The 26,531-nt window shown below is 63.1% G+C and carries 32 protein-coding genes and 1 tRNA gene; 22 read left to right on the forward strand and 11 right to left on the reverse strand.

All coding sequences use genetic code 11. From position 1 onward, the window contains the following. Positions 1-300: 300 nt before the first annotated feature. The 12 genes from AC1DSZ_RS19990 to AC1DSZ_RS20045 all read left to right on the forward strand — a co-directional run bounded on the left by AC1DSZ_RS19990 (position 301) and on the right by AC1DSZ_RS20045 (position 9,643). Positions 301-654: a hypothetical protein gene (locus AC1DSZ_RS19990; protein WP_476840104.1), complete on the forward strand. Its 354-nt coding sequence runs from the start codon at positions 301-303 to the stop codon at positions 652-654. Next, positions 654-2,045, forward strand: a complete 1,392-nt coding sequence (locus tag AC1DSZ_RS19995; RefSeq protein WP_476840105.1) for a replicative DNA helicase — start codon at positions 654-656, stop codon at positions 2,043-2,045. The genes AC1DSZ_RS19990 and AC1DSZ_RS19995 overlap by 1 nt, the downstream gene beginning before the upstream one ends. Further along, entirely contained in the window at positions 2,042-2,836 is a 795-nt protein-coding gene (locus AC1DSZ_RS20000) for a hypothetical protein (protein ID WP_476840106.1), read from the forward strand. Before AC1DSZ_RS19995 ends, AC1DSZ_RS20000 begins: the two co-directional genes overlap by 4 nt. After that, positions 2,829-3,056 carry a hypothetical protein gene (locus AC1DSZ_RS20005; protein ID WP_476840107.1) on the forward strand — a complete coding sequence of 76 codons (228 nt, stop codon included), beginning with the start codon at positions 2,829-2,831 and terminating at the stop codon, positions 3,054-3,056. The genes AC1DSZ_RS20000 and AC1DSZ_RS20005 overlap by 8 nt, the downstream gene beginning before the upstream one ends. 15 nt (positions 3,057-3,071) lie before the next feature. Continuing rightward, positions 3,072-3,332 carry a hypothetical protein gene (locus tag AC1DSZ_RS20010; protein WP_476840108.1) on the forward strand — a complete coding sequence of 87 codons (261 nt, stop codon included), beginning with the start codon at positions 3,072-3,074 and terminating at the stop codon, positions 3,330-3,332. A gap of 559 nt (positions 3,333-3,891) precedes the next feature. Beyond that, positions 3,892-5,025 (forward strand): phage portal protein, encoded by a 1,134-nt coding sequence (locus tag AC1DSZ_RS20015; RefSeq protein ID WP_476840109.1) that lies wholly within the window; start codon positions 3,892-3,894, stop codon positions 5,023-5,025. Further along, positions 5,015-5,548, forward strand: coding sequence for an HK97 family phage prohead protease (locus AC1DSZ_RS20020; RefSeq protein ID WP_476840110.1), 534 nt, complete (start codon positions 5,015-5,017; stop codon positions 5,546-5,548). The genes AC1DSZ_RS20015 and AC1DSZ_RS20020 overlap by 11 nt, the downstream gene beginning before the upstream one ends. Positions 5,549-5,558: 10 nt before the next feature. Then, on the forward strand, positions 5,559-6,698 hold the full coding sequence (locus AC1DSZ_RS20025) for a phage major capsid protein (RefSeq protein ID WP_476840111.1): 1,140 nt from the start codon (positions 5,559-5,561) through the stop codon (positions 6,696-6,698). 21 nt (positions 6,699-6,719) lie between these two features. Beyond that, positions 6,720-7,325 carry a hypothetical protein gene (locus AC1DSZ_RS20030; protein WP_476840112.1) on the forward strand — a complete coding sequence of 202 codons (606 nt, stop codon included), beginning with the start codon at positions 6,720-6,722 and terminating at the stop codon, positions 7,323-7,325. Next, on the forward strand, positions 7,322-7,666 hold the full coding sequence (locus tag AC1DSZ_RS20035) for an HNH endonuclease signature motif containing protein (protein ID WP_476840113.1): 345 nt from the start codon (positions 7,322-7,324) through the stop codon (positions 7,664-7,666). The genes AC1DSZ_RS20030 and AC1DSZ_RS20035 overlap by 4 nt, the downstream gene beginning before the upstream one ends. Next, complete coding sequence (locus AC1DSZ_RS20040; RefSeq protein WP_476840114.1) at positions 7,666-8,067, forward strand: phage terminase small subunit P27 family; 402 nt, start codon at positions 7,666-7,668, stop codon at positions 8,065-8,067. Before AC1DSZ_RS20035 ends, AC1DSZ_RS20040 begins: the two co-directional genes overlap by 1 nt. Further along, the gene (locus AC1DSZ_RS20045; protein WP_476840115.1) at positions 8,036-9,643 is read left to right on the forward strand and encodes a terminase large subunit; all 1,608 of its coding nucleotides are present in this window, start codon (positions 8,036-8,038) and stop codon (positions 9,641-9,643) included. The genes AC1DSZ_RS20040 and AC1DSZ_RS20045 overlap by 32 nt, the downstream gene beginning before the upstream one ends. A gap of 17 nt (positions 9,644-9,660) precedes the next feature. Here the strand turns inward: AC1DSZ_RS20045 and AC1DSZ_RS20050 are convergent, their stop codons facing one another. From AC1DSZ_RS20050 to AC1DSZ_RS20070, 5 genes are all read right to left on the reverse strand, one after another. Next, positions 9,661-11,448 carry a DUF262 domain-containing protein gene (locus tag AC1DSZ_RS20050; RefSeq protein ID WP_476840116.1) on the reverse strand — a complete coding sequence of 596 codons (1,788 nt, stop codon included), beginning with the start codon at positions 11,446-11,448 and terminating at the stop codon, positions 9,661-9,663. Positions 11,449-11,628: 180 nt separating this feature from the next. Continuing rightward, the gene (locus AC1DSZ_RS20055) at positions 11,629-11,946 is read right to left on the reverse strand and encodes a hypothetical protein (protein ID WP_476840117.1); all 318 of its coding nucleotides are present in this window, start codon (positions 11,944-11,946) and stop codon (positions 11,629-11,631) included. A 177-nt stretch (positions 11,947-12,123) separates the two neighbouring features. Then, positions 12,124-13,152 (reverse strand): hypothetical protein, encoded by a 1,029-nt coding sequence (locus AC1DSZ_RS20060; RefSeq protein WP_476840118.1) that lies wholly within the window; start codon positions 13,150-13,152, stop codon positions 12,124-12,126. A 57-nt stretch (positions 13,153-13,209) separates the two neighbouring features. Beyond that, a complete protein-coding gene (locus AC1DSZ_RS20065; RefSeq protein WP_476840119.1) occupies positions 13,210-13,692 on the reverse strand; it encodes a hypothetical protein in 483 nt (160 codons plus the stop codon). A 31-nt stretch (positions 13,693-13,723) separates the two neighbouring features. Then, the gene (locus AC1DSZ_RS20070) at positions 13,724-13,966 is read right to left on the reverse strand and encodes a hypothetical protein (protein ID WP_476840120.1); all 243 of its coding nucleotides are present in this window, start codon (positions 13,964-13,966) and stop codon (positions 13,724-13,726) included. 444 nt (positions 13,967-14,410) lie between these two features. On the opposite strand from AC1DSZ_RS20070, the gene AC1DSZ_RS20075 reads away from it, so the two are divergent. The 5 genes from AC1DSZ_RS20075 (at position 14,411) to AC1DSZ_RS20095 (ending at position 17,300) form a co-directional block, all read left to right on the forward strand. After that, positions 14,411-14,725, forward strand: a complete 315-nt coding sequence (locus AC1DSZ_RS20075) for a hypothetical protein (protein WP_476840121.1) — start codon at positions 14,411-14,413, stop codon at positions 14,723-14,725. Between the two features lie 98 nt (positions 14,726-14,823). Continuing rightward, positions 14,824-15,789, forward strand: coding sequence for a hypothetical protein (locus AC1DSZ_RS20080; protein WP_476840122.1), 966 nt, complete (start codon positions 14,824-14,826; stop codon positions 15,787-15,789). Then, a complete protein-coding gene (locus AC1DSZ_RS20085; RefSeq protein ID WP_476840123.1) occupies positions 15,779-15,970 on the forward strand; it encodes a helix-turn-helix domain-containing protein in 192 nt (63 codons plus the stop codon). The genes AC1DSZ_RS20080 and AC1DSZ_RS20085 overlap by 11 nt, the downstream gene beginning before the upstream one ends. Positions 15,971-15,987: 17 nt before the next feature. Next, the gene (locus tag AC1DSZ_RS20090) at positions 15,988-16,224 is read left to right on the forward strand and encodes a hypothetical protein (protein WP_476840124.1); all 237 of its coding nucleotides are present in this window, start codon (positions 15,988-15,990) and stop codon (positions 16,222-16,224) included. Then, entirely contained in the window at positions 16,221-17,300 is a 1,080-nt protein-coding gene (locus tag AC1DSZ_RS20095) for a tyrosine-type recombinase/integrase (RefSeq protein WP_476840125.1), read from the forward strand. Before AC1DSZ_RS20090 ends, AC1DSZ_RS20095 begins: the two co-directional genes overlap by 4 nt. A gap of 69 nt (positions 17,301-17,369) precedes the next feature. Here AC1DSZ_RS20095 and AC1DSZ_RS20100 read toward each other — a convergent pair. Beyond that, positions 17,370-17,446 (reverse strand) — tRNA-Met (locus tag AC1DSZ_RS20100). Between the two features lie 125 nt (positions 17,447-17,571). Next, complete coding sequence (locus AC1DSZ_RS20105; RefSeq protein ID WP_476840126.1) at positions 17,572-18,150, reverse strand: metallophosphoesterase family protein; 579 nt, start codon at positions 18,148-18,150, stop codon at positions 17,572-17,574. Between the two features lie 95 nt (positions 18,151-18,245). Between AC1DSZ_RS20105 and AC1DSZ_RS20110 the strand changes: the two genes are divergently transcribed. Further along, on the forward strand, positions 18,246-18,461 hold the full coding sequence (locus AC1DSZ_RS20110; RefSeq protein ID WP_476840127.1) for a hypothetical protein: 216 nt from the start codon (positions 18,246-18,248) through the stop codon (positions 18,459-18,461). A gap of 2 nt (positions 18,462-18,463) precedes the next feature. Here the strand turns inward: AC1DSZ_RS20110 and AC1DSZ_RS20115 are convergent, their stop codons facing one another. Further along, positions 18,464-18,718, reverse strand: a complete 255-nt coding sequence (locus tag AC1DSZ_RS20115; protein WP_476840128.1) for a hypothetical protein — start codon at positions 18,716-18,718, stop codon at positions 18,464-18,466. Between the two features lie 326 nt (positions 18,719-19,044). On the opposite strand from AC1DSZ_RS20115, the gene trhA reads away from it, so the two are divergent. Continuing rightward, on the forward strand, positions 19,045-19,713 hold the full coding sequence (trhA, locus tag AC1DSZ_RS20120) for a PAQR family membrane homeostasis protein TrhA (protein ID WP_476840129.1): 669 nt from the start codon (positions 19,045-19,047) through the stop codon (positions 19,711-19,713). A gap of 3 nt (positions 19,714-19,716) precedes the next feature. Here the strand turns inward: trhA and AC1DSZ_RS20125 are convergent, their stop codons facing one another. Both AC1DSZ_RS20125 and glgA read right to left on the reverse strand, forming a co-directional pair. After that, the gene (locus AC1DSZ_RS20125) at positions 19,717-20,160 is read right to left on the reverse strand and encodes a hypothetical protein (protein ID WP_476840130.1); all 444 of its coding nucleotides are present in this window, start codon (positions 20,158-20,160) and stop codon (positions 19,717-19,719) included. Positions 20,161-20,743: 583 nt separating this feature from the next. Beyond that, the gene (gene glgA / locus AC1DSZ_RS20130; RefSeq protein ID WP_476840131.1) at positions 20,744-22,183 is read right to left on the reverse strand and encodes a glycogen synthase GlgA; all 1,440 of its coding nucleotides are present in this window, start codon (positions 22,181-22,183) and stop codon (positions 20,744-20,746) included. 282 nt (positions 22,184-22,465) lie between these two features. On the opposite strand from glgA, the gene msrB reads away from it, so the two are divergent. The 3 genes from msrB to AC1DSZ_RS20145 all read left to right on the forward strand — a co-directional run bounded on the left by msrB (position 22,466) and on the right by AC1DSZ_RS20145 (position 23,819). Next, complete coding sequence (msrB, locus tag AC1DSZ_RS20135; RefSeq protein WP_476840132.1) at positions 22,466-22,876, forward strand: peptide-methionine (R)-S-oxide reductase MsrB; 411 nt, start codon at positions 22,466-22,468, stop codon at positions 22,874-22,876. Positions 22,877-22,912: 36 nt separating this feature from the next. Beyond that, positions 22,913-23,467, forward strand: coding sequence for a 2'-5' RNA ligase family protein (locus tag AC1DSZ_RS20140; RefSeq protein ID WP_476840133.1), 555 nt, complete (start codon positions 22,913-22,915; stop codon positions 23,465-23,467). A 109-nt stretch (positions 23,468-23,576) separates the two neighbouring features. Continuing rightward, on the forward strand, positions 23,577-23,819 hold the full coding sequence (locus tag AC1DSZ_RS20145) for a hypothetical protein (protein ID WP_476840134.1): 243 nt from the start codon (positions 23,577-23,579) through the stop codon (positions 23,817-23,819). A gap of 50 nt (positions 23,820-23,869) precedes the next feature. Here AC1DSZ_RS20145 and AC1DSZ_RS20150 read toward each other — a convergent pair whose 3' ends face one another. Beyond that, positions 23,870-25,756 carry a methyl-accepting chemotaxis protein gene (locus tag AC1DSZ_RS20150; RefSeq protein WP_476840135.1) on the reverse strand — a complete coding sequence of 629 codons (1,887 nt, stop codon included), beginning with the start codon at positions 25,754-25,756 and terminating at the stop codon, positions 23,870-23,872. Between the last annotated feature and the right edge of the window lie 775 nt (positions 25,757-26,531).

The raw sequence follows: 26,531 nt of genomic DNA on the forward strand, positions 1-26,531 counted from the left end.
GCATGGTGCGCCCCTTGGCGCCGCCCGACGTGCTGCTGAACCAGGACGGCAAGCACCGACTGTGCTTGCAGCAACGCCAACAGAGAAAAGCTTGGGAGAGAGGCTGAACATCACACGAAAAGCCGTAACCCGCGCAGCAGGCATCCGCCGAGCTGCTCACGGAAGCGCAGATGAAACGTCGGACGCCTCATCGCCACCAGCCGGCTGGCGACTTTCTATTGCCGCCGTAGTTATTCAACAATCGAGAGAGGACGCGGTGGTAGCGGAGGAGGGACTCGAACCCCCGACACAAGGATTATGATGCCCCGGTTGTTGATGGCAGATCAACAACTTGCATCACTCTCCCCTGTCAACCTGCCTTCAGAACATCAAGCACTTACGCCCGATTTGGCAAACCTTGGTGGAGCAAAAAAAGGCGCCTTCGAAAGCAAAACCGCCGCTCCGGCTGGAACCCGGAACGGCGGCAATTGGGGTAACCAAGGAAGCTGCAAGGCCGATCGCACCCGCGATCGAGCGGTACGGGCAACCCCCTATCGCATCGGCGTGAGCTTTGCCGTTTCGGCTGATCCGTTTGCTCGGCTCACCGAGGAGATGAAGCGTCGCACCGCGGATGCGTGGTGGCGTGACCGAGCTCGCCAGGCGGGGGTGCGCTGATGACGGCGCACGCCTCCCCCAACACGTTCATCGAGGCCGAACAGGCCCTCCTCGGCGCCGCAATCATCGCGCCGAGCACCATCGACAAGGTCCGTGGCCTCGTGGCCCCGGAGGACTTCGGCGAGCCCGTCCACCGCATGCTGTTCGAGGCGATGTGCGCTAAGCGTGACGAGGGCGCGTCCTTCGACGTTAAGCTGCTGCGGCTCGCCATCCAGGATCAGGATCTCGGCGGCGTTTCGGTTGGGGAGTACATCGCCAGGCTCGCCAGCGCTGCCACCACCGTCAACATGGCCGGCAACTACGCGACCGAGGTGCGGATGGCGGCGGACCTCAGGCGGCTCACGACCGTCACCGCGGATGCAGCGGCCTACGCCAAGGTGCCTGGCGCGAACCCGCGCGAGATTGCCACCGCCGTGATCGAGGACCTCGACGCAATCGTTGCCAGCGCGCCCGGCGCCGCCGCCCCGTGCCTCGGGGCTGGTGAGGCTGCCGACCAGGTACTCGCCGAGATCGAGCGGCTGCGCAGCGGAGGCAAGCGCGATGGCGCCGCCTACGGCATCGCCACCCTCGACAAGATGACGCTCGGTATGAAGCCGGGCGAACTGATCATCGCGGCGGGGCGGCCTGGGATGGGCAAGAGCACCTTCGGAACTGCAGTGGCGCTCAATGCGGCTCTCCGCGGCGCCGGTGTGTACTTCGTCTCGCTCGAAATGTCGGGGGCCCAGCTGGCGGAGCGTATGCTCGCGGCGCTCGCCTTCGATGACGGTGGTGAGGTGCTCTCCTACCGGCGCATTAGCGAGGGCGTGGGCCTGTCCGATCGAGATTTCGATCGGCTGCGGAAGGCGCGGCAGCGTCTCTCCAGCCTGGCGCTCAAGATCGAACAGCAGCCCGGCCTCACGCTGGCGCAGATCGCGGCGCGGGCCCGCCGGCGGCAGACCTTTATGGCCAAGACCGGCCGGCCGCTGCGGCTGATCGTGATCGATCACATAGGCATCATTCGGCCCTCCGATCGCTACCGCAACAATCGCGTGATGGAGGTGGGCGAGATCTCAGTCGGCCTGAAGGTGCTCGCGAAGGACCTGGGAGTTGCCGTTATGGCGCTTTCGCAGCTCTCGCGTGGCGTGGAAGGCCGAGAGGACAAGCGGCCTTCCCTTTCCGACCTCCGCGATTCCGGCTCGATCGAGCAGGACGCCGACCTCGTGATCGGTCTTTATCGAGAGAGCTACTACCTCGAACGAAAGGCCAATCGAACACCGGAGGAGGAGAACCGGCTGCTGGACGCTCAAGAGGAGCTTGAGGCCGAGATACTCAAGCAGCGCCAGGGCCCGACAGGGCGTGTGCCGCTCTTCTGCTCGATTGCCTGCAACGTGGTGGCGGAGAAACGCGGATGAGCGAGATCTCCACCTATGTTCTGCGGCTGATGGCGTTGGGCGTTCCAGCCGAGGAAGCGGCATGCATCGCCGCCGAGATCTTCGCAGCCGGACTGGCGAGCGCACCTCAGCACACGCGCACTGCTAGGCAGGATCGCAACGCGCGCTACTACGCTGCTTGGAAGGGGCGTCTTAAAGCGTCTGAAAGCGTCTTAAAGCGTCTTAATTCAGACGTTCAAGACGCCCAGGCGTCTGAAACCGTCTTAAAGCGTCTGAATCCAGACGCCGGCGTCACAAAAGAAAAATCCCCCCACACCCCCCTTCAAGAAAATACTACCCCCTCTAATCCCCCAAAGCCGTCGAAGGCGATCAAGGCGAACCTCGACGAGGCATTCGAGCGCTTCTGGCGAGCCTACCCTCGCCGAGAAGGTCCGAACCCGAAGAAGCCTGCCCGCTTGGAGTTTGTGTCTGCGGTGAACCGTGGCGCGGATCCCGAGGCGATCATTGCCGGAGCAGAGCGCTTGGCCAGCCTTTGGCGTGGCAGGCCGGAGTCCGACCTGCGGTTCGTGTCGCATGCCCGAAAGTGGCTGCGCGACGAAACTTGGCAGGACGACGCGCCTGCTCCCGCCCAGCCTCGCCAAGCACGGGACACGCTGCCGGCCGACGCCGACCTCCTGATCAAATTCGTCGAGAAGCATCGGCAGACAGGCAGCTGGCCAGCCACCTTCGGGCCACCACCGGACGACCCGGCCACCCTCGTGCCGGAAGCCCTTCGCCACCCCCAGCGCCTTCAGGTGTCCGCCCATGGCTAGCCGCTACAAGCGCCGCGAAAGCTTCCGGATCCGCAAGAACGCGGAAGCCATGCGCATCAACAGGCAGGCCCACCAAGGCCGCTTGAACCTGGGCCCGCCCGTTCGCCCCCAACCCGTGCGTCCGCACCTTGGCCCGTGGGAGGGCGACACCGCCCAGACGATGCACCGGCATGGCCAGCCCATACGCTGGCTCGAGCCCGACCTCGACCCGCCATTCTGATCAGTGAGCAACTCAATGACCGACCAGCCCGCGGCCGTCGACCTCGTCCTGCTCACCAAGCTGACCGACAACGTCGCTGCCCTGATCAACGAGGGCTACGACATCACCCATATCAGCTGCGCCATGGTGGACGTAGGCACGGCCATAGGAGCACCGACGATGGGCCGGCGGCTCTGGGCCTACTGCCTGCGCAGCCTTGCCGACCGTGTGACCCTAGCCGCAGAGCAGAGCGAGCCAGTCGCCACGGTCGTGGACGTGAGCGCAGCGCTGCACTAATCGCCGAGGCAGAAGTCGCAGAGGTAGATGCCTTCGCCTTGATCACGGTATTGCCGGAACGGATTGTTGCAGCTCATACAGATAGAGTCAGGCGTCGGCGCCCAGCTCACGATGATGTCCCCGTCCCTCGCCGAATTTTCTCGATCGCGTCGCTTTCTGTCTTGAGCAATCTCGCGATCGGTGAACGCTTTTTTCTCAGTCATCGCCCAGCCCCGAAACAATCCGAATAGATGATGAATGCAAAAGTCCGGCGCGACTACTGACCGAAAGGACGGGGGGTGGGCTTACGACTTTGGCCAAGGGGGGCGGGACCGTCCGGGGTGTCCGACGCGGAACACCGGGCGAATTGGGCAAACAAGGCCCCGCCAACCCCGCCATGTCCGAAGTTGTCCTAAGTTGTCCGTAGTTTATTTGTGAACACGGCATGTTGTGTCGTTCTGCGATCTAGATTTCTCGCGTATTCTGTCTATGCAACGATGGAATACCGATGCTCGGTCGCTTCAGGTCAATGCTGCCTTGGCAGCGCAAGTCTCTTTCGATCTCCTCGCCAAGCGAAGCGATGTTCGAGATCTTCGGCGCGCGACCGCGGACGAATGCAGGCGTCGCGGTCACGGCCGAGAGCGCGATGCGTGTTCCGGCGGTGAAGTGCGCCGTCCAGACCATCGCCGAGGCCGTCGCGCAGTTGCCGCTCATCACGTACGAGCGCACCGGCGAGACACGCGAGCGAGCATACGATCACCCCGCCTATGCGCTGCTGAAGGATGACGCCAACGAGTGGAACTCAGCCTACGACCTGAAACTCCAGGTCCAGACCGACGCCCTTTTCCACGGCAATGGCCTCGCCTTCGTGAACAAGGTTCGCGGCGTCCCGCGCGAGATCATCCGCCTCGATCCACGCACAACCCAGATCCTCAACGAAGGCGGTGTGCCTCGTTACCTGGCCAAGGATGGCGCCGGCGAACGTGAGATCGCCCGCGAAGACATGATCCACATTCGGGCCATGTCGCTGGACGGCGTGTGTGGTCGATCGCCGGTGGTGCTTGCAGCCGAGGCGATCGGCATCGCGCTTGCTCAGGAGGGGCACGCCGGCCGGCTGTTCGGCTCCGGTGGCCGCCCGTCCGGCATCCTGAAATTCCCAAAGCAACTTTCCGAGCAGGCGGCCAAGCGGCTCAAGGCTCGCTGGGACGGGCTGCATTCCGGCGAGGCTTCAGGCGGCACGGCCGTCCTGGAGGACGGTGGGGACTTCCAGCCGATCACGTTCAACTCGGTGGACCTGCAGTTCCTCGAACTGCGGACCTTTCAGGTGCTCGAAATCGCGCGGGCGTTTCGCGTTCCGCCGCACCTCCTGTTCGAGCTCGGTCGCGCGACCTGGTCCAACTCCGAGGAGATGGGCCGCGTGTTCCTGACCTACACGATGCTGCCTTGGCTGAAGCAATGGGAAGGCGCCGTGCGCCGGGCCCTGCTGACCGCGGAGGAGCGCAAGACCTACTACGCCGAGTTCCTGGTTGACGATTTCCAGCGCGCAGACCTAGCGGCCAGGGCGCAAGCCTACTCGTCCCTGATCACGGCTCGCGTGCTGAACCCGAACGAGGCGCGCTCGATGGAGAACCGGCCCCCCTACGCCGGCGGCGACGAGTTCCTGAACCCGAACACAACGGCATCGGCGCCGAACGGAGGCGACAATGCAGCTTGAGAACCTGGGGCTCTCTCTCGACACCAAGGCCGTCGCCGACGATGGCACGTTCGAGGGCTACGCCTCCACGTTCGGCAACGAGGACCTCGGCCGCGACGTGGTCGTGAAAGGCGCCTTCGCCAAGTCGCTAAAGGCCAGGCCGGCTGGCCGCGTGAAAATGCTGTTCCAGCACTCCACCGACGAGCCCATCGGCGTGTGGACGGGGCTTGTGGAGGACGCCAAGGGCCTCAAGGCCACCGGCAAGCTCATCCTCGACACGGCCAAGGGCCGAGAGACTTACGCGCTGATGAAGGCCGGCGCCCTGGACGGGCTGTCGATCGGCTTCAAGACGCTGAAGGACACCTTCGATCGGACCAAGGGCATTCGCTACCTGAAGGAAGTCGACCTGTTCGAAATCTCGGTGGTGACCTTCCCGATGAACCCCGCGAGCACCGTCACGGCGGTGAAAGCGGCCGACCAAGCCGAACACGCCCGCCGGGTTGTGGCGGCCCTCAACCGGGCCCGCGCGGCCCTTCGCACCTAGGGGCATTCCGATGAAGCACGTTTCTCCCGCTACCCTCGAAACCAAGAGCACCACCACGGATGACGACGCCAATGTGCTGAAGGCTGTTGGCGATCTTCAGGCCACTTTCGAGCAGAAGATGGCCAAGATGGAAGCGGATCTGAAGGCCGCGAACGATCGTGCCGATGATTTCGCCATGAAGCTCAACCGCCCGGCTGTCACCGGCCGCGCCCAGGAGCCCAGCGTTGAAAGCAAGTCGTTCGGGCAGTGGATCCGCAAGGGCGTGGAGCGCCTCTCCGCGGACGAGATCAAGACCCTCACGGTGGGCACCGACGCGAACGGCGGCTACCTCGCTCCCGAGGAATTCGGCGCCGAGCTGATCAAGAACCTCGTGCAGTTTTCGCCTATCCGTCAGTACGCCCGCGTGATTACCACCGGCGCGGCCGAGATCAAGTACCCCAAGCGCACCTCCGGCACGGCGGCTTCGTGGGTTTCCGAAACCGGCTCGCGCTCGTCCTCGCAGCCTGTGTTCACGCAGATTACGCTCACTCCGTACGAGCTCGCCTGCTACACGGACGTGTCGACCCAGCTGCTTGAGGACAACGCCTACAACCTCGAAAGCGAGCTTTCGATGGATTGGGCGGAAGCCTTCGGCGCGGCCGAGGGCCTGGCGTTCGTGTCGGGCAACGGCTCGGGCAAGCCCACCGGCCTGCTCACGGCAAGCGGCCTCACCGAGCGCATCAGCGGGCACGCTTCGACCATCCCCAGCGCCGATCCCCTTATCTCAGCCTTCCATGACCTGCCTGCGGTTTTCGCGCAGAACGGCTCGTGGATGATGAACCGGAACACGCTCGCGACCCTGCGCAAGTTCAAGGATTCGAACGGCCGCTATCTGGTTCTCGACTCCCTGGCGGAGGGCGCGCCCGTGACGCTGCTAGGCCGGCCGATCATCGAAGCGATCGACATGCCCGACATTGGCGCCGGCGCCTACCCCATCGTGTTCGGCGACTTTCAGGGCTATCGCATCGTGGACCGGATCTCGCTCTCGGTTCTGCGCGACCCCTACAGCCTCGCGACCACCGGGCAGGTTCGCTTCCATGCCCGCAAGCGCGTCGGCGGCGATGTCACCAACCCTGACCGGTTCGTGAAGCTGAAGATCTCGGCCACCTGAGGCCGAGCGAGGGGAAGTGCGATGATCGAGGTTGTATCAGCTGCCGCCCATCAACGCCTGACGACTGTAGCCGCGCTGCGGCTTCAGTTGCCGGCGGCGGCTGTCGCCACCTCGGATGAGGACCTCCAGGCCCTCATCGATCGGGTGAGCGCGGGGATCGCCATCTACTGCGGGCGGTCCTTCGCGTCCGAGCAGGTGCGGGAAACCTGGGTGCACCGGCACTCGCCTCGCGAGCTCCTGCTGTCGCGTTTTCCGGTCGCGAGCCTGGATGCGTTCACCGTCAATGGGGATGCCGTCGATCTCGATGGCCTCCTCTGCGACAGGACCATCGGGCTGATCTTCCATGGCTGCATCGGTTCAGCCGGAAGCACGGTGGTTGCGACCTATACGGCGGGCTATGTGCTCCCGGGGGACGAGGGCGCCGACCTTCCTGACGATCTCGAACAGGCCGCCTTGTCCGGTTGCGCAGCTCTCTACGCGCTCGGCCAGCGCCACCCCAACCTCAAGGCCGAAGAGATCGCCGGCGTAGGCCGGTGGGAATTCTTCGCGGGCCGGACGGCGTCCCTGTCCTATTTCGGCGACGTGCTGCCGCTGCTCGATCCCTACCGCGTGCCGGAGGCTCGATGAGGCGGCGTATCTGCTCCTGCGGCCTGGTGGTGACGGTCGGGACGACCTGTGTGTGTCGCGCCAAGGCAAAGCGCCTGGCGGAGGCTGCACGACCATCCGCGCGCGAGCGGGGCTACACGACCAAGTGGCAGGGCGCCCGCGCCGAGTACCTCGCGGCTCACTCGCTCTGCTCCTGCGGCCGGCCGGCGACCGTGGTGGATCACATCACCCCCCATAAGGGCGATCAAAAGCTCTTCTGGGACCGCAAGAACTGGCAGCCGCAGTGCCACCCCTGCCATTCGCGCAAGACGGCGAAGTATGACGGCGGGTTCGGTCGCGCAGTCAGCCGCGGGGGTGTTTGATGCGCGGCCGCAAACCCATGCTTCAGGCGATCGAGGGCGGCCTGTCGCGCGTGCCGCGGCCGCCGGCTTGGCTGCCCGAAGAGGCAAAGGCCGAATGGAAACGTGTCCTGCCGAGCCTCATCAAGCGCCGCGTCCTGACTGACACCGACATCGCGGTGGTCGAAGCCTATTGCCTGGCCGCCGGCACGGTGCAGCGCTCGCAAGCTACCATCGGCCGAGAAGGCGACACCACCGAAGCCGGGAAGCGCCACCCCGCCTTTCAGACGATGTTCCAGGCGCTCACCGAAATGCGGCGGCTTGCTGCCGAGATCGGTCTCACGCCGGCGTCACGCATGAAGGCCGGCAAGGCCCCGGAGGGAGAGGAAGGCTATGCCGACCCTTATTCCGACCTGGGCGTTTAGCGACGAGCCGATTCCGGATCCGCATGGCCGCGCCGCACGGATGCTGCGGTTTGCCGATCTGCTTCAGCACCCGAAGGCGGACGGGCCCGACCGACGCCCGCTGCAATCCAAGTGGCAGCGCCGCATCATCGAGCGCATCTATGGGCCGTCTGACGCGACCGGACGGCGCCAGGTCTCGACGGTATTCGCGTTGCTGCCGCGCGGCGCCCGTAAGACGACGCTCGCCTCGGTGCTGGCGCTCGGCCACACCATCGGACCGGAGCAGCGCCCCGGTGGTCAGGTTGTCTCGGCGGCCAGCGATCGGACGCAGGCGCGTCTCGCGTTCGATGAGGCGGCGGACATGATCCTGGGCGACCAGCGGCTCCTCGCGGCCACCCGGCTGCGTGACACGAAGTCGAGGATCGAGCACCCGAAGTCCGGCAGCTCTTATGTGGCGATCTCGGCCGAAGGCGATGCCCAGCACGGCAAGACGCCGTCTTTCGTGCTCGCCGACGAGTTGCACGTCTGGCGCGGAACCTCGCTGTGGAGCGCACTCGCCACCGGCGCATCGAAAGTGCCGGGCTCGCTGAAGGTCATTATCACCACGGCCGGCGAGCGTCCGGAGGGCATCTGCTGGGACTTGTTCCAGTATGCGCTCAAGTGCCATCAGAACCCGTCCAAAGATCCTTCGTTTTTGCCCATCCTGTTCCAGGCCGACCCCCAGGCGAACTGGGACGACGAGGCGCTCTGGGCTGCCGTGAACCCCGGCATGGCGGACGGCTTCCCGGATCTTGCGGAGCTTCGGTCCGAGGCCAAGCTTGCCCGCGAACTGCCGAAACTGCGGGAGGCATTCAAGCAGACCCACCTCAACGTCTGGGCCGATGGCTCGGTGGCAGGATGGGTCGAGATGGCAGTCTATGACGAGGCCGCCGCGCCTTTCGATCCCGACGAGTTCGAGGGCTGCCCGTGCTGGATCGGCGTGGACATGTCCAAGTCCTACGACCTGACTGCGATCGTGGCGGCCTTCGTGAACAGCGATGGGGGTTTCTCGGTCCTGACCTGGTGTTTTCTGCCGGAAACGGCCTTCAAGCGCCGGTGCGAGGAGTTGCCGCACGTGCCCTGGCGGCAGTGGCGCGCCGATGGCGACCTGACAATCATTCCCGGCGATTTGATCGATGACGATGTGATCGAGGCCAAACTGCGAGAGATCTGGGCGCGCTTCGACGTGCAGGAGATGGCTTTCGATCCGAAGTTCGCGGCCAAGCTTATGGGCAGCCTCCTGGCCGACGACCTTCCGGCTGTGGAGTGCCCTCAGAAGCCGCTCGTGATGGGCCCCTACTACAACGAACTGCAAAAGGCCGTCATCGGCCGGCGCTTTCGTCACGGTGGCCATCCCGTCCTGCGGTGGTGCGTTCAGAACGCCGTGCCGATCATCGGCGACACGGGCCTGCCGTACCTTTCCAAGCGCAAGAGCACCCAGGCGATCGACGCTGTGGTGGCCGCTGGAATGGCCGTGGGCCGCGCCGGCACCGGAGGCAGCGGTGGATCGATCTACGAAAATCAAGTGGTCCGTCCGAATGGACTGTTGATAATCTAACGCTGCGGGATGACAGTTTAGGGAGGACCATTGCTCCAACGCTGAATCGCCCATGTAGCGATCTGAGTGGCGCGTTCCTCAAGAGCCCCTTCGTCCCACTGTGCAAACTTCACGGCCAACTCTCTCGGAGTGGCAAATATCGAGTTGCTGTATTCGCTACTCTTTTGCGAATAAATCTTTTGGCCAAGCGCTGGGTTCATGGCACCAGTTAGCGGTATCAGATTTGCCCAGGTATTAACCCATTTTTCGTGGACTTCTTTTTGTGTATTCCATTCTGGCGTGAGCTTTTGCGGCATCACGTGTTCTATCCAAAATGTCTCTTTAGGAGTTTCGCCTTCTCTTGAATTCTCAAACTCAGAGAGCGCATAAGTTCTAACCGTGCGCCGATACAGATCGCCATGCTTTACCGCGTCAGCAAATTCTGTGTCGGTTGGCCATGGGACTGTGCTTCTCTTTGCGATAGCAGCGCGCAAATCCGCCACCGACGCACTACCATTCACAGCAACTTCAGCCCACATACCTTTAAATACCGCATGCAATCCTGTTGGCTCATACCCACAAACGGATCGTCTGAACAAGAAGTCTTCCACAAGTTCCAAAACCTCAACCGCAGACTCGGCTGATTGCGTCTCGTTATCGACTGCCTCCACGAGCTTGAAGACGAATGGGTAAATGGAGGAGGGTGCCTGCATCTGCGACAGTCGCAACAACGCATTCACCAGCATCTTGTCTCCCTGGAATCGTTCACCGACAGACAACGCAAAAAATGTTTTCATATAGCGACTCAGATCATCCAGCACTTGTGTGATTGTTCCAAACTGATTCCATCGCGATCTAAGGGTTCTGAACAGGTCCGACTTGGTAACTGAACTATTTAAACACAGACCGTATGGAAAGAGATAGCTGTCCAGTGGAGTTGTCGGCGAGAATTTTGCAACGAAGGGCTCCCACTTGCTGTTGAAAATGTGGTGTGCGTTTAGAGGGTCGTCTGAACTTCGCGCAAATATCTCGTTACGCACCAGGTCCGCAGTCGTGATCTTTTCACCACGAGCGTTTAGCCGTTCGAATATTTTCGGTGCTGCAGATGGCTCGACGAGCGCAATCATGACGAAACTGAGCTTAAGTATCAAGACATTCAGAATTTCCAAGATATGAGGCTCGCCTCCTGTCGCGTATTCAGTAGACATCATCTTCTTGAGTCGACGATATTGCTTGGACATTAGTCCTTCAGCATCGCCTGAAGGCGGCGGCGGCATTGGTTCCCCAACGCCTTCCCAAGCTGGTGTATGCTTGTTGCCCGCCTTGTCATTGGCCGCTTTCTGCGCCTCATCGAATTTGCTTATATGACGGGAATAATTCTGCCAGATCGCAGCAAATTGCTTTCGATCTCCATAGGCTGGAATAATCTTGGTGTTATGAAGCGAAGACGAAAACGGCCTGTTCAGCAGTACTTTTTTCGCGATTTCCGTCGAAACAAACTCTTTTCCGTTCTCGGCAAGCACCTCGGCCACAGCAAGGCAAGATAAATATACGCTTGTTAACCGCTGTTGCCCGTCCACGATGTCGAAAAGCTTAGGCTTATTAAACTGGCTAGCCTGCGGAACTGTCACCAACACTCCCATAAATTGGGCTGGGACCTTTCCGTCTAAAATCTCCTGCATATCCGCCCAGAGATCAGCGAAGTTCTTATCCGTCCACCTATAAGACCGCTGAAACAACGGTATGTTTATGACGTTGTCTCCGCTGAGGATTTCGGAGAATGACACTTCTTCATTTACATCAGTTACTTTGAGCTTCGATTCCATGTGCGAGCGCCAGTCCTAAGCGTTTCTACCGCATAGCACAGACTATCGGCGGTTACGTCAAGCGGGCTCGCGTTCCGACGAAGTTCGGCGGGTCATGACGGCTTGGTGTTGGCTCATCCGCCCCGTCACCCCCGTTCAGAACCACTGATATCGGGGATCCGACGCTCCCCGGCAGTGAGGTTAAAAGCCTTCGCCACCCCGATGGACGCGTACACCGGTATTGAACGGGTCGCGCTGCTGCCTTCTGGCCTCCACAGCCCCTACGGCTGCTTGCACGTTCTTGTGGAGGCGGTACATCGCCTCGAATGCTTTGTCTTCAGAGACCCCTTGGGACGTGAACCTATGCATAAGCGTCTGATATTGGCCGATCGTGATATCCAACGCGTCCGCGCGACGTTTCAGGCGAGCTACATGTTCGGCCGCGGACTCGCCGAATATTCCGGCATGGGCGCTTGAGAGCCAGATTAGGCTGAGCATCGCCGCGGCAACGATCTTCAAGGCCCCCTCCCGAATGCGACTGTCTGGAAGGTTCAGCTTAGCAATTCCGGGCTTTCAGTATAGATGCCCAAAGGGTCAGCCCCTCATCGGGCTGCTTCTTTTGGACAACAACGAGAACGTTCGCCGGGCCTGATTGCGTCAACGCTGCGGCATGGTTCGCGAACCCGGTCGTTTAGTTCAGACCTGTTGATCTGAGTGGTTCAATGATCGGACCAACGGATTGTCAACAATAAAGAATTTGTACTCATTGAGAAGCTGAAAGCACGAACAATTTTCTTTCTCTGCTCGATAGCCGTCGAGTACTGTGACGCGGGACGTAAGTGAATTTCCAACTTCCTGTTGTTGCTTTGAAGTAAAGCCGTACGCAGTGGCAAAAAACCGGCGGGCATTGCTCTTCTTGTTGTTGAACAGAAAATTCATATTTTCCAGAATAAATCCAAATCCAAGAAAAATCAGAGTATCAGCGTTATTTACATGATTTCTAATCGCCTCTAAGTGTCCTGATTCCGTTTGCTCGCTGTATGTTCTTATAAGCTTGGCTGCTCGATAGAGCCGCTCTGCGCTAGTTGTAGTATCGCCGAAAGCCAGACCATCAGCTCCATCTAACCTACCCAAACTGCCGTAAGGACGAAGTATCTGCAAAGAATCAGCGACGTCGGTCATATCGATATCGCTGCCAAAAAAACGATTTAACTGCGCGGGCAGATAATGCTCGATACACCGATCATAGTTGAAGCATACAATCACCGCATTCGAAAACAGTTCACGCCTGCGCGTGCGCGAGATGCCAGGGGTAGCCATCTCGACAAAGTATGGTATCCAGCGCTCGGCGTCTGGTTGGCTCTCGCTAGCCGACTTAGCCTCGGCTTCCAGGATGCAACTCACGATCGCGAGCTTGCCCGCGAAACTTACCGCCGGTTTGTCGTCGTACCTCTCGATCAGCTGATCAATCGAAGGATGGACGCTCAGGGCACCGGTTATCGTTAAGCACGCGTCGAGAAGCTCACTTTCGGAGTGACCCTCCTCATGTCCGTAGCGCTTCAACGCTTCCCAGATTCGACTTTCTCCGGAAAAAGAGCTCGTTCCCCCACAATCTGTGACTTCGAGCTTAGCTGCGATTGACAGTTTGAGCTCACTTCCTAGCGGAAATCCATATTCCTTGCTCGCCCCAGCCCCGACCACGATCGTTGTCTTGTCTCCGAACATCGGTGCTCCTCGGACGTTCGCATATGTTGGGTGCGCTTACCCGGATCGTTATGGACTTCAGCGAAGTTTCTCGTGCATGCCAATGTATGGCGCGCAGAGATTCACGAGCTTCGGCATCGCGCAAGAAAGCGCGTCAATCGACCGATTGGCGATCTCGATTGCAGGCTCGGCTATAGCCGGACTGCTCTGCGCAAGCGACTGCGCGCGCTCTACCGATCCCACCGCGGCCAGCATCTCAGTCAAATGATCCGTGACTTCAAGACCGAAGAGGAACCGAGATTGATTGATCGCCTGCAGAAGGAGTTGCTGCGACTTTCGAATCTCCTCGGGCCGGCCGCGCCGATATTCCGTCATCGCCTCGGCCGCTAAATCATAGACCGCGATCCTGCGGTCGAACATCTCCATCACGAATTTCTGGTGAGCCGTCTTGGACTGCCGGTTCGCGACTACCCAGCCCAGGAAGCCGACCAACAGAGAGATTGAGGCGGTCGGTAATCCCTTAGCGAGCTCTAGCAGGAGCGGGTTCCAATCGGGCGCCATCACTAAGCGCCTTCTCGACCAGCCGCCATACTCACATCAACACGCTGTCGAGCACGCCCGCGGCGATCATGCAGCCGATCGCGACGTACATGATGGCACCGTAGAACGCCCGTTCGCGGGAGCGGCGCGTGAGTTCATCGCTGCTCAAGTCAGGGTTTATCGTGTACGAAATTCCTTCGTTGAAGGTGACCATCACTGCGTGCTGAGCTCGCTTGCCGCCCGCCCAGATCGCGACAGCTGCAGCTCCCACAAAGATGAGCAAGGTCGGACGCATCAGATTCCAAGCCCCTTCTCGACCAGGCGCCGCACGGCCTCGGGCCTCGAGGGCTCGTCGTCCTGAGTTTGGCGCCACGCGTCGAGCTTTTCCAATGCAGACGGCTGCAAGCGAACGCCCACCAACGTCCCTTTGCCCGTAGGAGCAGGACCGCGCCTCTTCCGTGTTAACACAGTTTGATCAGCCATCTGCAACCGTGATAACAGAGAAGCGATGGACCGCCGAGGCGTAGGAGCACCTCGACAGCCCTAACCCACAACGAGGAGTGATCTCGATGCCAGGCTTCGGGAACGATACCACGCGCCCTGACGAGATTTCACGCGGTACTTTGGCCGCGATCGTGGCGGCCGGCGGGCACGAGCCTGCTGGGCTCCAAACGCTTCATCGAGAGTTTCTGCGGGCGCACATCGAACTGAAGGCTACGACGCGGCAGACCGGGTGCTTATGGCCGCGGTCAAAGCGACACGGCCGATCTCTCATAAGGCGCTTCGGGAATTGGCTGCTTCTACGCCCGACCACTCTGAAGCTTTCGCGGCCTACACTGCCGCTTACGATCGCCGCGAGGGTCTCTCCGAACGCATCGCCGCATTCCCGCCGGCGACGGTGGAAGCCATCTCCTTGAAAGCAGACGTGCTGAAACGCTGGCACCTCAGCCACCTTTGGGAAGATCCCGAGGAGTGCTTGGACTGGCCGGATTCCTGCGCGCGCGCATTCCTAGAGAGCCTGATCGGGGCGCGAAGCGGCGGCCAACAAAACTGAACCGCGACGCCGTCCACAGCAGCAAATTACGCAGAACGCGATTTGCTTGCACGACACCAATAAACGTTCTACGTCATTTGAACACGGAGAACGAATCGATGGAACGTGCGCGGGCCTGCCGATGGTGGACTGGAAGGATCACCGACCAGGAGATTGCCGAGTGGACGGGCTTGGCGCCACGAGCGGTCACGTTGGTCCTGAATATCCCGAGCATGCGAAACGGCATCGTTGGCGGGGGACGGGGCAGCTACAGCACACGGCGGCTTGGACATACTACGAAGAACGGCGTCGCCATCATCGCCGCCGGCAGCCGAAGCGGTCTGCAGTTCGAGTTGATTGCTAACCTCATTTCAGCCGATGCATTTATTGCCACTGACGTGGCACCGATCATCGATTTCGTTGTTAGCCCCCTCACATGGGAGTGGCTTGCTAAAGTAGATCCTGAAGGTGGGTGGCTAGAGAACGACAGCGTTCCTGATTTCGTTTGGAACCGCTATGTTTATCGCTGCAGAGATGTCAAAAATAACGATCCGACCGCCGGGAATGTTCTCTACTTGCAACCAGACGAATTTAAGCCGAACACGCCAGATGGAACGATGATAGTTGATCGGACGCATATCGGGCTGGAAAATCTAGAGCTGACTCGCATTGACAACAAGCCCATCTACTACGGGGAGATCGATCCGCTTGGCCTTTATGCACCAGCAACTCGGTTCGCTGAAAGCTTCGAGCGATATGACGAGCATCTTCTGATCGCAGACGGAAAGTGGGCCTTCCGAAAAATCCCCGACCCCGATCCCTACGAGTCGATGAAAGCACTTCTCCGGCGAATTCAGGATCCGAGCTTGCCGCTTCCAGCCCTTAGCTTCCGCTACCGGCCCTTCGCGCAGATCGATGGAGACGGGAAGACTGTCCATCGGATCGACTCTAAAGACGCAATCACCCGCAAACGCGCCGATTTTTCCTTGAGGAACGCTTCTTCTGTCCTGGATTTGAACGTGACTCTTGCTGTCCGCAAGATGAAGCGTCGCGCACTTGGACTAGAGGTGTCGAATGCCGACTAGCCATTCTATCCGTGGCGCGAAGCGGATTGCTGCGGTCCTCGGATACTCTGAAAAGACCATCCTCCGCTGGATCAGCTCAGGCCGCCTCAAGGCTAAAAAGCTCGGTGGCGTAACATCACCCATTATCGTCGAACGATCTGAGATCGACCGACTCAAGGCAGGTCACCATTCCAAGGTTTAGTTGAACGGACGCTCGTGATGGCCAGCACCACGCTAAATCTCCGTATTCAGCCGTTTCGACTCCTCACGCGGGCCGAGGCTGCTCATTACTGCCGCCGCTCGGCTCGAAAGTTCGAGGCGCAGTGCCCGGTCCCGCCGGTAAAGATGGCGGACGGCGATCTGCTCTATGACGTACACGATCTCGACAAGTGGATCGAGGGCCTCAAGGCGGGCGCCGGAGGAGAGGACGACGACATCATTGCGAGGCTCGGATGAGCATCGTCCGCGTGAAGGGCTTTCAGATCTTCAAGGATCGGCACGGCAAGCAGCGCTGCTACCACCGTAAAACCCGCGTGTCTGTTAACCTGGAGAAAGCCCCGCTCGGATCGGCAGAGTTCTTCGCCGAGTGCTCTCGTATTGCCGAGTTGTCGATTGCCCAGGCGACGCCTCGGGCGGGCACGTTGGGGCAATTGATCGCCGAATACCGCGGAGCTCCTGCTTTCACCGATTTGGCCGCCCAGACCCGATCAGACTATCAGCGCGTCTTCGACTATCTGAAGCCCATTGCCGACACCGCTCTTGCGCGGTTCGACAAGCCGTTGGTGGTCAAGATCCGAGACAAGGCCGCGGCAAAGCGCGGCCGCCGTTTCGGCAATTACGTCAAGGCTTGTTTGTCCCTGGTGTTCTCCTGGGGCAACGAGCGGGGCTATCTCGGCCGAAACAGCGTGAACCCTGCGTCGGGGATCAAGGACCTCCGGAGAAAGAAGGGTACGCCCGAGGCAAATCGCCCCTGGAGCGATGAAGAGCGCGAGGCTGTCCTCGCGGCAGCGCCGGCTCACATCAAGGTCCCCATCGGCCTGATGATGTACACGGGTCTCGGCCCCAAGGACGCAATGTCGCTGCCCCGCTCGTTCTACAAGGGAGGCGAGATCGCGTCCTCTCGGTCCAAGACCGGGGAGCCGATCTTCTGGCCCGTCCCGGCCCCATTGGCTGAGCTCCTCGACTCGGCGCCGCGGCACGATGCGATCACGCTCTGCGCCAACTCCGATGGCCGCCCTTGGACCACGAGCGGCTTTCGGGCGTCCTGGCGCAAGGTACGGCTTGAGCTCGAAGGAACTGGTCGGATCGGATCCGGCCTGACGCTCTATGGCCTGCGGCACACGCTGGCTGTCATCTTGCGAGAGATCGGCCACGACGAGCGGACGATTGCGGATGCGCTCGGCCAGCGCACGATCGAGATGGCCCGGCACTATGCGAAGGGAGCCGACCTCAAGCCGAAAATGCGCGGGGTGGTCACGTCGATCGACGCAGAGCTGAACAAGCGCCGAACAAAGGTTGTCAAACCTTCCTGAGGATCTGTCAAACCCGGCAGGCCCAGCTAGAAAAGGATGCGAAAAGATGAAGGATTACAATCAGGTGGGTGGTAGCGGAGGAGGGACTCGAACCCCCGACACAAGGATTATGATTCCTCTGCTCTAACCAGCTGAGCTACTCCGCCCCGGCGCCGTTGGCGTGCGGGGTTCGGTCGATGCTCCCCCGCAAGGCGAGGCGGGTAATAGGATGCGGGGGCGGGGGTGTCAAGCGTTTGCGGGCCGTGTCGCGCGGTATCTGTCGGGCGATCCCTCAGGGCGAATCGGCGTTTGTCGGCAAGCGCTTCGGCCGCGCCGCCCTCGCGCCTGCGGGGGCGGCCGCGCGCCCTCCCCGGCTGCGGCGCGATGCCTTGATTTCGGCCAGCGTGACGGGCCGGAAATCCTGGGGGTCGACGCCCACGTCGTACTGGCGCGGCATCGGGGTCAGCTTGCCATGGCTGTGGCCGTGCAGGTCCACAACGCCGCGGCCCATGTGGTTCCACGTGCGGAACGGATAGTGGCAGAGCACGAGCTCGACGCCGTCGACGGTCATCTCGGCGTAGTGCTGGACGCTCGCCCACCCGGTCGCCCGCACGGTGTCTGGGCCGTCATTGTTGCCGATGATGAGGTGCTTCTCGCCGGCGAGACGCGCCAGCATGGCTTGCGCCCGGCCCGGCGGCTTGCTGAAGGCGAAGTCGCCGAGATGCCAGATCGTGTCCCCGGGTCCCACCACGGCGTTCCATCGTGCGACGAGCGCCTCGTCATGCTCGTCGAGCGATCCGTATGGCCGGCGGTCGATCCGAAGCACGCGCGGGTCGCCGAAATGCGTGTCGCTTGTGAAGAAGATCGTCATGACCCTGGAAGCCCCGCGAAGAGCTTTCGTTCCAATCGCGCAACTCGCCGCGCCGGATTGCATTACCTGTGCGCGGCGGCGAGGCGGAACAACCCATGTCACTCTATCTCTTCACTAACCAGGAATTCTCCTTGGCGGTGTGCCGGGACCCCGGCGCAGCGACGCTGCCGCCCGGCGAGTGGCGTCTCGTGAAAGAGGTGCATGAAACCGAGATCGACCCCGCCATCGTGGCGCGGATCGAAACGGAGGGACACTGGTTCTATCGCCCTGGCCGCGCCAGCCAGGGCGGCGCGGCCGCGAGCGAGGACTGAGCTCAGGCGGCGGGTGCGGCGGCCTTGCGGCGGGGCGCTCGCTTCAGCAGGCTCAGGCGGAAGACCTGTTCGAGCCCGGCCGAACTCTTCTTTTCCAACAGGCTGACTTTCGGAAAGCGCAGGCTGCCGTCATCGGCGCGGTGCATCATCTTGAGCCGCAGGTGGCGCTGCGCGGCCTCCGTCATGCAGCGTTCCGCGTCCCAGGCGTCCAGAGGAGCGACGTAGCACAGGACGTCGCCGTTGATTTCAACCGCCACCGAGTCGTCCGGCCGCAATTCCGCAGCTTCGTAGACTTCGACCCGTTTGGTTCCAATCAGATACGCTCGCACTTTCGACCCTGTTCTTTTTCTGTGAATTGAAGCGCGCTTCACTGCGGGGAGTATAGACTTTCTAAAAAGCCAGAGTCGAATCGCCTCGGCGCGCCAGCGCACAGAGGCCTCAGCCTTCAGCCGTATGGGCTTTCTGCTTTGTGACTGCGCTCGATCCCATTTGATCATCTCGAATGCGCGTCATCCTGGATCCACAATCCTGTCCGAGCGTTGAAACATCGTTCGACTGCGAACGACTTCGCGAAGGGGGCGGGATGGACGGCAGACCTGCGCATATGACGCGCGTGTACGACGCCGCCGAGCTGGTGGCGGATGGATGCGTGCACGTGTTGGGCGTCGTGGCGGGGCTCGTCGCCGCCGTGTTCCTGGTCGTCCTCGCCGTCGGGCTAGCCGAGCCGCTGGAGATCACCTCGGTCGCCGTCTACGCGACCGCCCTCGTCGCCATGCTGGCCTGCTCGGCCGCCTACAACATGACGCCGCCGTCCCGCCTGAAATGGCTGTTGAGGCGCGCCGACCATTCCACGATCTACCTGATGATCGCCGGCACTTACACGCCGTTCATGGCGGCCATCAAGGCCAGCCCCTGGGCGGCGGCGCTCTCGGCGATCGTCTGGACGGGAGCGCTCGGCGGGGCCGCCCTCAAGGTGTTCTATCCGGGGCGTTTCGATCGCCTGTCGATCTTGCTGTATCTGGCGCTGGGCTGGAGCATCGTGCTCGCCTTTGAGCCGCTCGCCATGGCGCTGCCGACCACGAGCCTCTGGCTGCTCAGCGCGGGCGGGCTGCTCTACACGTTCGGCGTCATCTTCCACGTCTGGGAAAGCCTGCGCTTCCAGAACGCGATCTGGCACGCTTTCGTGTTGGCCGCCGCGGCCTGCCACTATGGCGCGGTGCTGGACTGCATGGTGCTGTCCCGCGCGGCGTGACCGCTACAGCCCCGGCGCGAAGATCGGGATCATCCGGAACCGCTCCACCGGCAGGTCGCTGAGGCCGTCCGGCGGCCGGTCGATATCCACCACCACGGCTTCCAGGTCGCCGCCGATCAGCCGCTTCATCGCGTCGGCGTCGCTCACGGCCTGGGTCGTGCCTTCCAGGTGAGCGCTCCGCAACGCCGCATCGGCATGCTGGGCCGCCCGATCGCCAAGGGGCGTCACCCCGATGCGGCGGCCCTGCAGTTGCGCCAATCCGGCCACGTCGGACCGCACGAGGACGTAAGCCGCCAAGGGGCCGCCTGCTTCGGCGCCGGTCTCGGCGGGTGTGCCCTTGGGACGAGTGGTCGACGTGATCGTGGGCGGCGCAGGCGCGGCGGCGGCGGGCGCGCGCGCCGGCTCCGGAACACGCGGCGGCTCCGGAACGCGCGGGGGCTCGGCCACACGCCGCGGCGCCACGACTTTCGGCGGCGCAGGCTGGGCACGCGGCCGTGAGGGCGCGAGGGGCTGCGCGGGGATCCGTGGCTCGGGGGCGGCGGGAGCAGCATCCTCCAGGGCCTGGTCCGGCGATACCTGTTCGGCGGATTTCGGCGGATCGACCGGGCGAGCCTGCCGCGGATGCGCCTCGCGGGCGGCCGCAGGTTTGCGGCGCGGCGGGGCGGGCTTCTGTCTCGGGCTGGGCGGAGGCGGCGGCGCTACGCCCAATCCGCCGGCCCCGTCGGGATCCGGCCCGACGCTGGGATCGAGGCCGAGCCCGGCGCGGCACGTCGCATCGCAACCGCCGCTCGGCTGTGGCGAGAAGACGGTCTGGGCGAAGGTCGGGGATGAGGCCAGGGCAAGCGCCGCGGCGGCGCAAAGAAAAATGGCGTTTGCTCTCATTCGCTTCCCTGGAGCGGCGGCTGGCGCACGCAGCCGCCCTTCCCACCCGGTCTTTTTGGTTGCCGCACGATCTTCGCGGACGCCTCCCCGATCAAGGGCGCATACGGGTTAACCCTCCGGGCCTACGCCTGGTCGTGGGCCGGCGCCGTCAGGCGGCGGCTTCCTTGGAGAGGTTCAGCGCCTGCCCGAACAGACGCGCGTAGCCCTGAGCCGGGTTCGCCCAGCTCCGGTCGCACGCCATCGCGGCGCGGCGCATCTCCTCCAGCCTCGCGCGAGACCGGTAGGCATCGAACGCGCGGTAGACCGCGCCCAGGAAGCTGCCGAGGCTCGACGTTTCGAACAGGAAGCCGGTCTCGCCATCCTCGATGGTTTCGGCGAGGCCGCCCGTCGCCCGCGCCACCGGCAGCGAGCCGAACCGCTGGGCATACATCTGGCTCAGGCCGCACGGCTCGAAGCGCGAGGGCATCAACAGGAAGTCGCTTCCCGCATAGATCCGCCGCGCGAGCTTCTCCTCGAACCCGATCGAGATCCCGACATGGCCGGGATGCCGGGCCGACAAGGCCGTCAGCGCCTTCTCGAAATGCGCTTCGCCCCGACCGGTCACGACGATCTGGCCGCCGTGGCGAACGATGGACTCGGCGGCCTCGATGGTGAGGTCGACGCCCTTCTGCGGAACGAGCCGCGACACCACGGCGAACAACGGACCGCGGGACACCGCAAGGCCGAACGCCTGGCGCACGCTGTCGGCGTTCTTCGCCTTGCCGCGCCATCGCCCGGCCGCAAAAGGCGCTGCGAGATGCGGATCGGTATAAGGGTCCCAGCTCTCGTCGATGCCGTTCAGGATGCCGGTGAGGCGTCCCTCGCGCGACCGGTCGCGGAGCAGGCCTTCCAGCCCGCAGCCATGCTCGCGCGTGGTGATCTCGTGCGCGTAGGTCTCGCTGACCGTGGTGATGTGGTTGGCGTAGAACAGGCCCGCTTTGAGAAACGACACCTTGCCGTGGAATTCGACGCCGTCGATCGAATAGGCCTGGGAGGGGATGCCGAGCCGGTCCATGCGCTCCGGCGGGAACAATCCCTGATGCGCCAGATTGTGCACCGTGAGAATGCACGGCGTCGCGCTCTTGTTCCAGGCCAGGTAGGCCGGGGCCAGCGCGGCCGGCCAGTCGTGCACGTGGAGCAAATCGGGCCGCCAACCCTCCACCGGATGCGCGCCGGCGATCTCGGCGGCGGCAAGGCTCAGGCGGGCGAAGCGAATGTCGTTGTCGGCCCAGTCGACGCCGTGCTGGTCGCCATAGGGCGAACCCGCGCGGTCGTAGAGTTCCGGGCAGAGGAGAACATAGACCGGCAGCCCATCGGCCGTCTGGGTCTTCCCGATCGAGCACGCCGGAATGGCGCCTCGCGACGGCAAGTGGCTCACCACCGCCATTGGCCCGGCGGCTTCGACGAGTTCGCGATAGCCCGGGATTAGAATTCGGACATCCACATGGCGCCGCAGCGCGCGCGGCAAGGCAGCCGAAATCTCACCCAGTCCGCCAGCCTTGGCAAACCCAGCGAACTCCGGCGTGACGAACAATATACGTTCACGCATTCTTCACATCTGGAATGGGCGAGCCCAAATCGCGGCGCGCGGACTGAGATGATGGCACAACTCGCAGTAAGACACGTTTGTTCCACCTTGCCGACATCTTTTTTCGCAGGTGCGAAAAGGTTCTCTCTACGCTGCCCATACGCTAGGCGGCTTGCCTTTGTTGTCATCTCACTGCCAAAAAACGGCGCTAGTCTTCGCCGCTTAGCTTGAGCTTGGACCCCCTGTCTGTTTCGGGAACAGCCCCTATATTCGTCCGCAACCAGTTCAAACGAGGAGGCTTCCATGGCAGCAGCCACGACTCACGCCTATCCGGTCACGAAAACGGACGAGGAGTGGCGGCGCATCCTGAGCCCGGAGCAATATGCGGTGCTGCGAGGACATGGCACCGAACGGCCCGGCAGTTGCGCGCTGCTGACCGAGAAGCGCCGCGGCACGTTTTCCTGCGTCGGGTGCGGAACGCCGCTGTTCAAGAACGACACCAAGTTCGAGAGCGGCACCGGTTGGCCGAGCTTCAACACGCCGCTGCCGGGCGCGGTCGAGACCACGGAAGACCGCAGCTACGGCATGCTGCGCACCGAAGTGCATTGCAGCCAGTGCGGCGGCCATCTTGGCCACGTGTTTCCGGACGGCCCGCCGCCGAGCGGCCTGCGTTACTGCATGAACGGCGTGGCCCTGGATTTCCAGCCGGATTGATCCCTACCCGCCGGGAGCAGAGCTGCGATCAGCCAGATGCAGGAGCAGTCCACCAGCACGGAGGCGGTCCGAAAAGGTCCGCCTCCCCTGATCCTGACGGCGCGGATGTCGGCCGATGCGCAGCAATGGTTCGAGGCGCGCCGGCGGGCCTACTTCCCGCCGGACCGCAACCAGGTGCCGGCGCACCTCACGCTGTTTCACCAATTGCCAGGCGACCAGGTCGCCGACATCGAGGATGAACTCGCGGAAGAGAGTTGGCGGCTCGATCCAATGCCGGCGAGCGCCACGCATCTGAGGTTCACCGGCCAGGGCGTCCAGGTGGCGATCCTGACGCCGGCATTGTCTGAACTGCGCGAGCGCCTCGCCGCTCGCTGGCGCACCGTGCTGACGCCGCAGGACATGCGGGCGCACAGGCCCCACGTCACGCTGCAGAACAAGGCGCAGGCCGAGAAGGCGCGAAAGACCTTCGACGCACTCTGCGCGACGTTCCAGCCGTTCGAGTTCGAGATCGAAGGGCTCGAACTCTGGCGTTATCTCGGCGGCCCATGGGAAGCCGTAGGCGACTATGGGTTCGGCATGGCGCCGTCTTGATCATCGTCCTGCGACGTATTCTCACACTACGGCACAGTCCTGCAGAAGACCGGAACCGCCCTCCGTTCGGCGCATTGAGACGCGTTGAAGTCGTTCGAGGGAGATACTCGTGATCAAAGCAGCACTTCTTGCCGTCGGCATGCTCGCCGCAATCCCCGCGATGGCGCAGGCTCAGTCCGCCACGTCGTCGACCCCCGGCCAGCCGGGTTCGCGCAGCATGATGCAGGGCAGCGCCGGCGCCATGAACCACACCGGCATGAACATGCAGACGGGCGCGCGCCGCTCGATGATGCATTCGCGCACCAAGATGAAGCACAAGAAGATGCACCGGAAAATGCATCGCTCGATGTGATCAGCCACGCCCGGCGCGCTCCTTTGCGTCGGGCGGTTCTTGGATAGCCCTCAGCCCTGGCTTTGTTGCCGCTGGGCCCTCAGCAGCCCCATCGATACCGTTTCGCTCTGCGCCGTTAGCGTGCTGGCGTGCAATCGCAGCGCGCTCGCCAATTCCACCACGTCGGCGACGACAGCTTCCGCTTCGGCCGTTGCGCCGTTCAGTCGCTCGGCCGCCAGCGCCAGGCCCTCATTCTCGCCCTGCACCTTCGCGATCGACCGCTCGATGGCGGCCGAATACTTCGCCTGCTCGCTCGTAGCCGACGCCACCGTGCGGCTGATGGCGGCGACGTCGTGAATGCTCTGCGCGATGTCGCGCACCACATGCGCGGTGCGCCCGCCGGCTTCCTTGATGGCCTGCGTCTGGACCGCGATCTTCTGCGCCGCCTGGCCGGTTTGCTCCGCCAACGCTTTCACCTCGCTGGCCACCACCGCGAAACCGCGACCGCGTTCGCCGGCCCGCGCCGCCTCGATGGTGGCGTTCAGCGCCAGCAGGTTCGTCTGACGCGCCACGCCGGCGATGAAGCTCGCCACGAAATCGATCTCGGCCGCCGCCGCGTCCAGCGCCTGCACGACGGTGTCGGTTTCCCGCGCGCCTTCCACGGAGCGATCCGCGAGCCCCGACGTAGCGGCGGCGCTGTCGTTGATCCGCTCGCTCAGGGCGACGAGTTCGCTCGCCATCTCGACCACCTGCTCGGTCCGCGACAACGCACGCTCGGCGACGCCGAGCACGTCGGCCGCATGCTGGCGCGTTTCGCCGGCGCGATTGGAAAGGGCCGCAGAGGCGCCTCCCAGCTGATCGATGGAGGCTGAAATCTGCATGGCGGTGATATGCACCGTGTTTTCGAAGGCCTCGAGCCCCCGGGCCAGGTCGAGCTCGCGCCGAAGGCGGCTTTCTTCGATCTGAAGCGCGCTCAGTTCGGCGTCCTTGGCCTGATTAGAGGCGGACGCCTGTTCGAGCAGGGCCTGGTTGCGGTCCAGACGCCGCCGGCTGCGTGCGAATGCAGCGCCCAGGCCGATCACGATCGCGCCGCTCGCAACGGCGCCCACCACCCCAAGGCCAGCCTGACGTTCGGCCGCACCGAATGCGCGATCATGCGAAAGGCCGACGGCGAGCATGAGCCCCGACGTCCCCAGCGCCCGATAGGCCGTGAGCCGCCGCTTGCCGTCGATCTCGTCGACGCCGTCGAGCAGGCCCAGCGGCTTGGAGCGCGCCAGCGCGAGCAGATGCGAGCCCGCCATGGACTTGCCGATCGTGTCCTTGGTCAGTCCGCGCCGCGACACCACGGCGCCGTGCTCGGAGATCATCGTGAGCGCGCCGTCGTCGCCGATGTCGATCTCGTCGAATGCCTTGGCGAAGTAATAGGGATCCAGCGTCGCCACGATCACGCCGCCGAAGCTGCCGTCCGGATTGGTGATCCGGCGGCTCACCGGGATGAACCAGGCCCCGTTCCAAATATCCCGGCGCCCCGGCACGGGCGAACCGACGTAGAGCACATCGTCCGTCAGGTTTGCGTGAAACTGGAAATAGGAGCGATCGCTCAGGTCGGTCGGGCTCTTCACGGCCGACAGCGACGAAAAGATCAGCATGCCGCTGCGGTCGAGGACGGCGATCTGGATCGTGTGGCGCTCGGGGTGGACGTAGCGGGAGAATTTATACGCGAAGGCGTCGAGGTCACGAATCTCGGTAAGGATGTTCCGGGTCACCTTGATGTTGCTGTCGACGTTGCTGAAGATCTGCTCGATGCCGGCCGAGGCCGCCGTCGCCACGTTGGTCGCGTAAGCCTCGGCGTCGCTGACGGCGAGACGCGAGAACTCGAACACGTGCGCGGCGATCGATGCGCAGATCAGGGCCACGAGGCCCAGGCAGGTCAGCCAGATGTGATGAGGACGCGACATTGCCAACCCGGGAGGCAGGCCCAACGCCTAAGCCTCCGGTTCACGCTAGCGATGATCCCTTAATGCAACCTTCGCGAGTATCGCGAGAGAGAGCCCTAGTCCTGTGTGTCTCCAGAGAATTCGTCGTTCCGGGCTACGACCGTCGCCCTGCCCCTAGTCATCGCGAATGAGTGTGACGGCGCGCACGCGGTTTTCGTCTAATGCGGACTACCATCGTAATGGGTCGGGGGACCGGTCACTGCAAAGCCCAGGAGGCTCGCATGACGGAACTTACCGCAATGCGCCTGCGTAGACTCGTGAGGCGTACGATCGAAGTCTCCATTCTGATGTACCTCGCCAGCGGAGTGGCTGCGGCCATGCTCACCGTCGGCGTCTGAAGAACAGGCTGGTCCGTCGCCTCATCGAAGCCGCAGAGCGGCCACACGCGCGTCTCGCTGTTTGAAAAGACTGCGGGCCCGCCAACGAAAAATCGAGAGCATGACAAAGACAAGAGACCTTCTGCTCGCCGGCGTCATGGCGCCTGCCCTTCTCGCCGGCCAGCCTGTCCTCGTCCACGCTCAAACAGAGCCGCGGATGGTCGTAGCCCAAGCCGAGCCGGCGACGCCGGACCCGCGCAAGCCCCCGCCCGGAAGGCCGCCCGGCCGTTCCGAGGAGGCGCCCGGGCGTCCTGCGGCGCCGCCGCCGGCTCCGCCGCGCGCTGCCCCTCCGCCCGCGGCTCCACGTCCGCCGGCCGCCGAAGCGCCGCGCGCCGCGCCTCCTCCGGCCGCCCCGCGTC

This window comes from Alsobacter sp. P4_H11 (genome assembly GCF_056400925.1).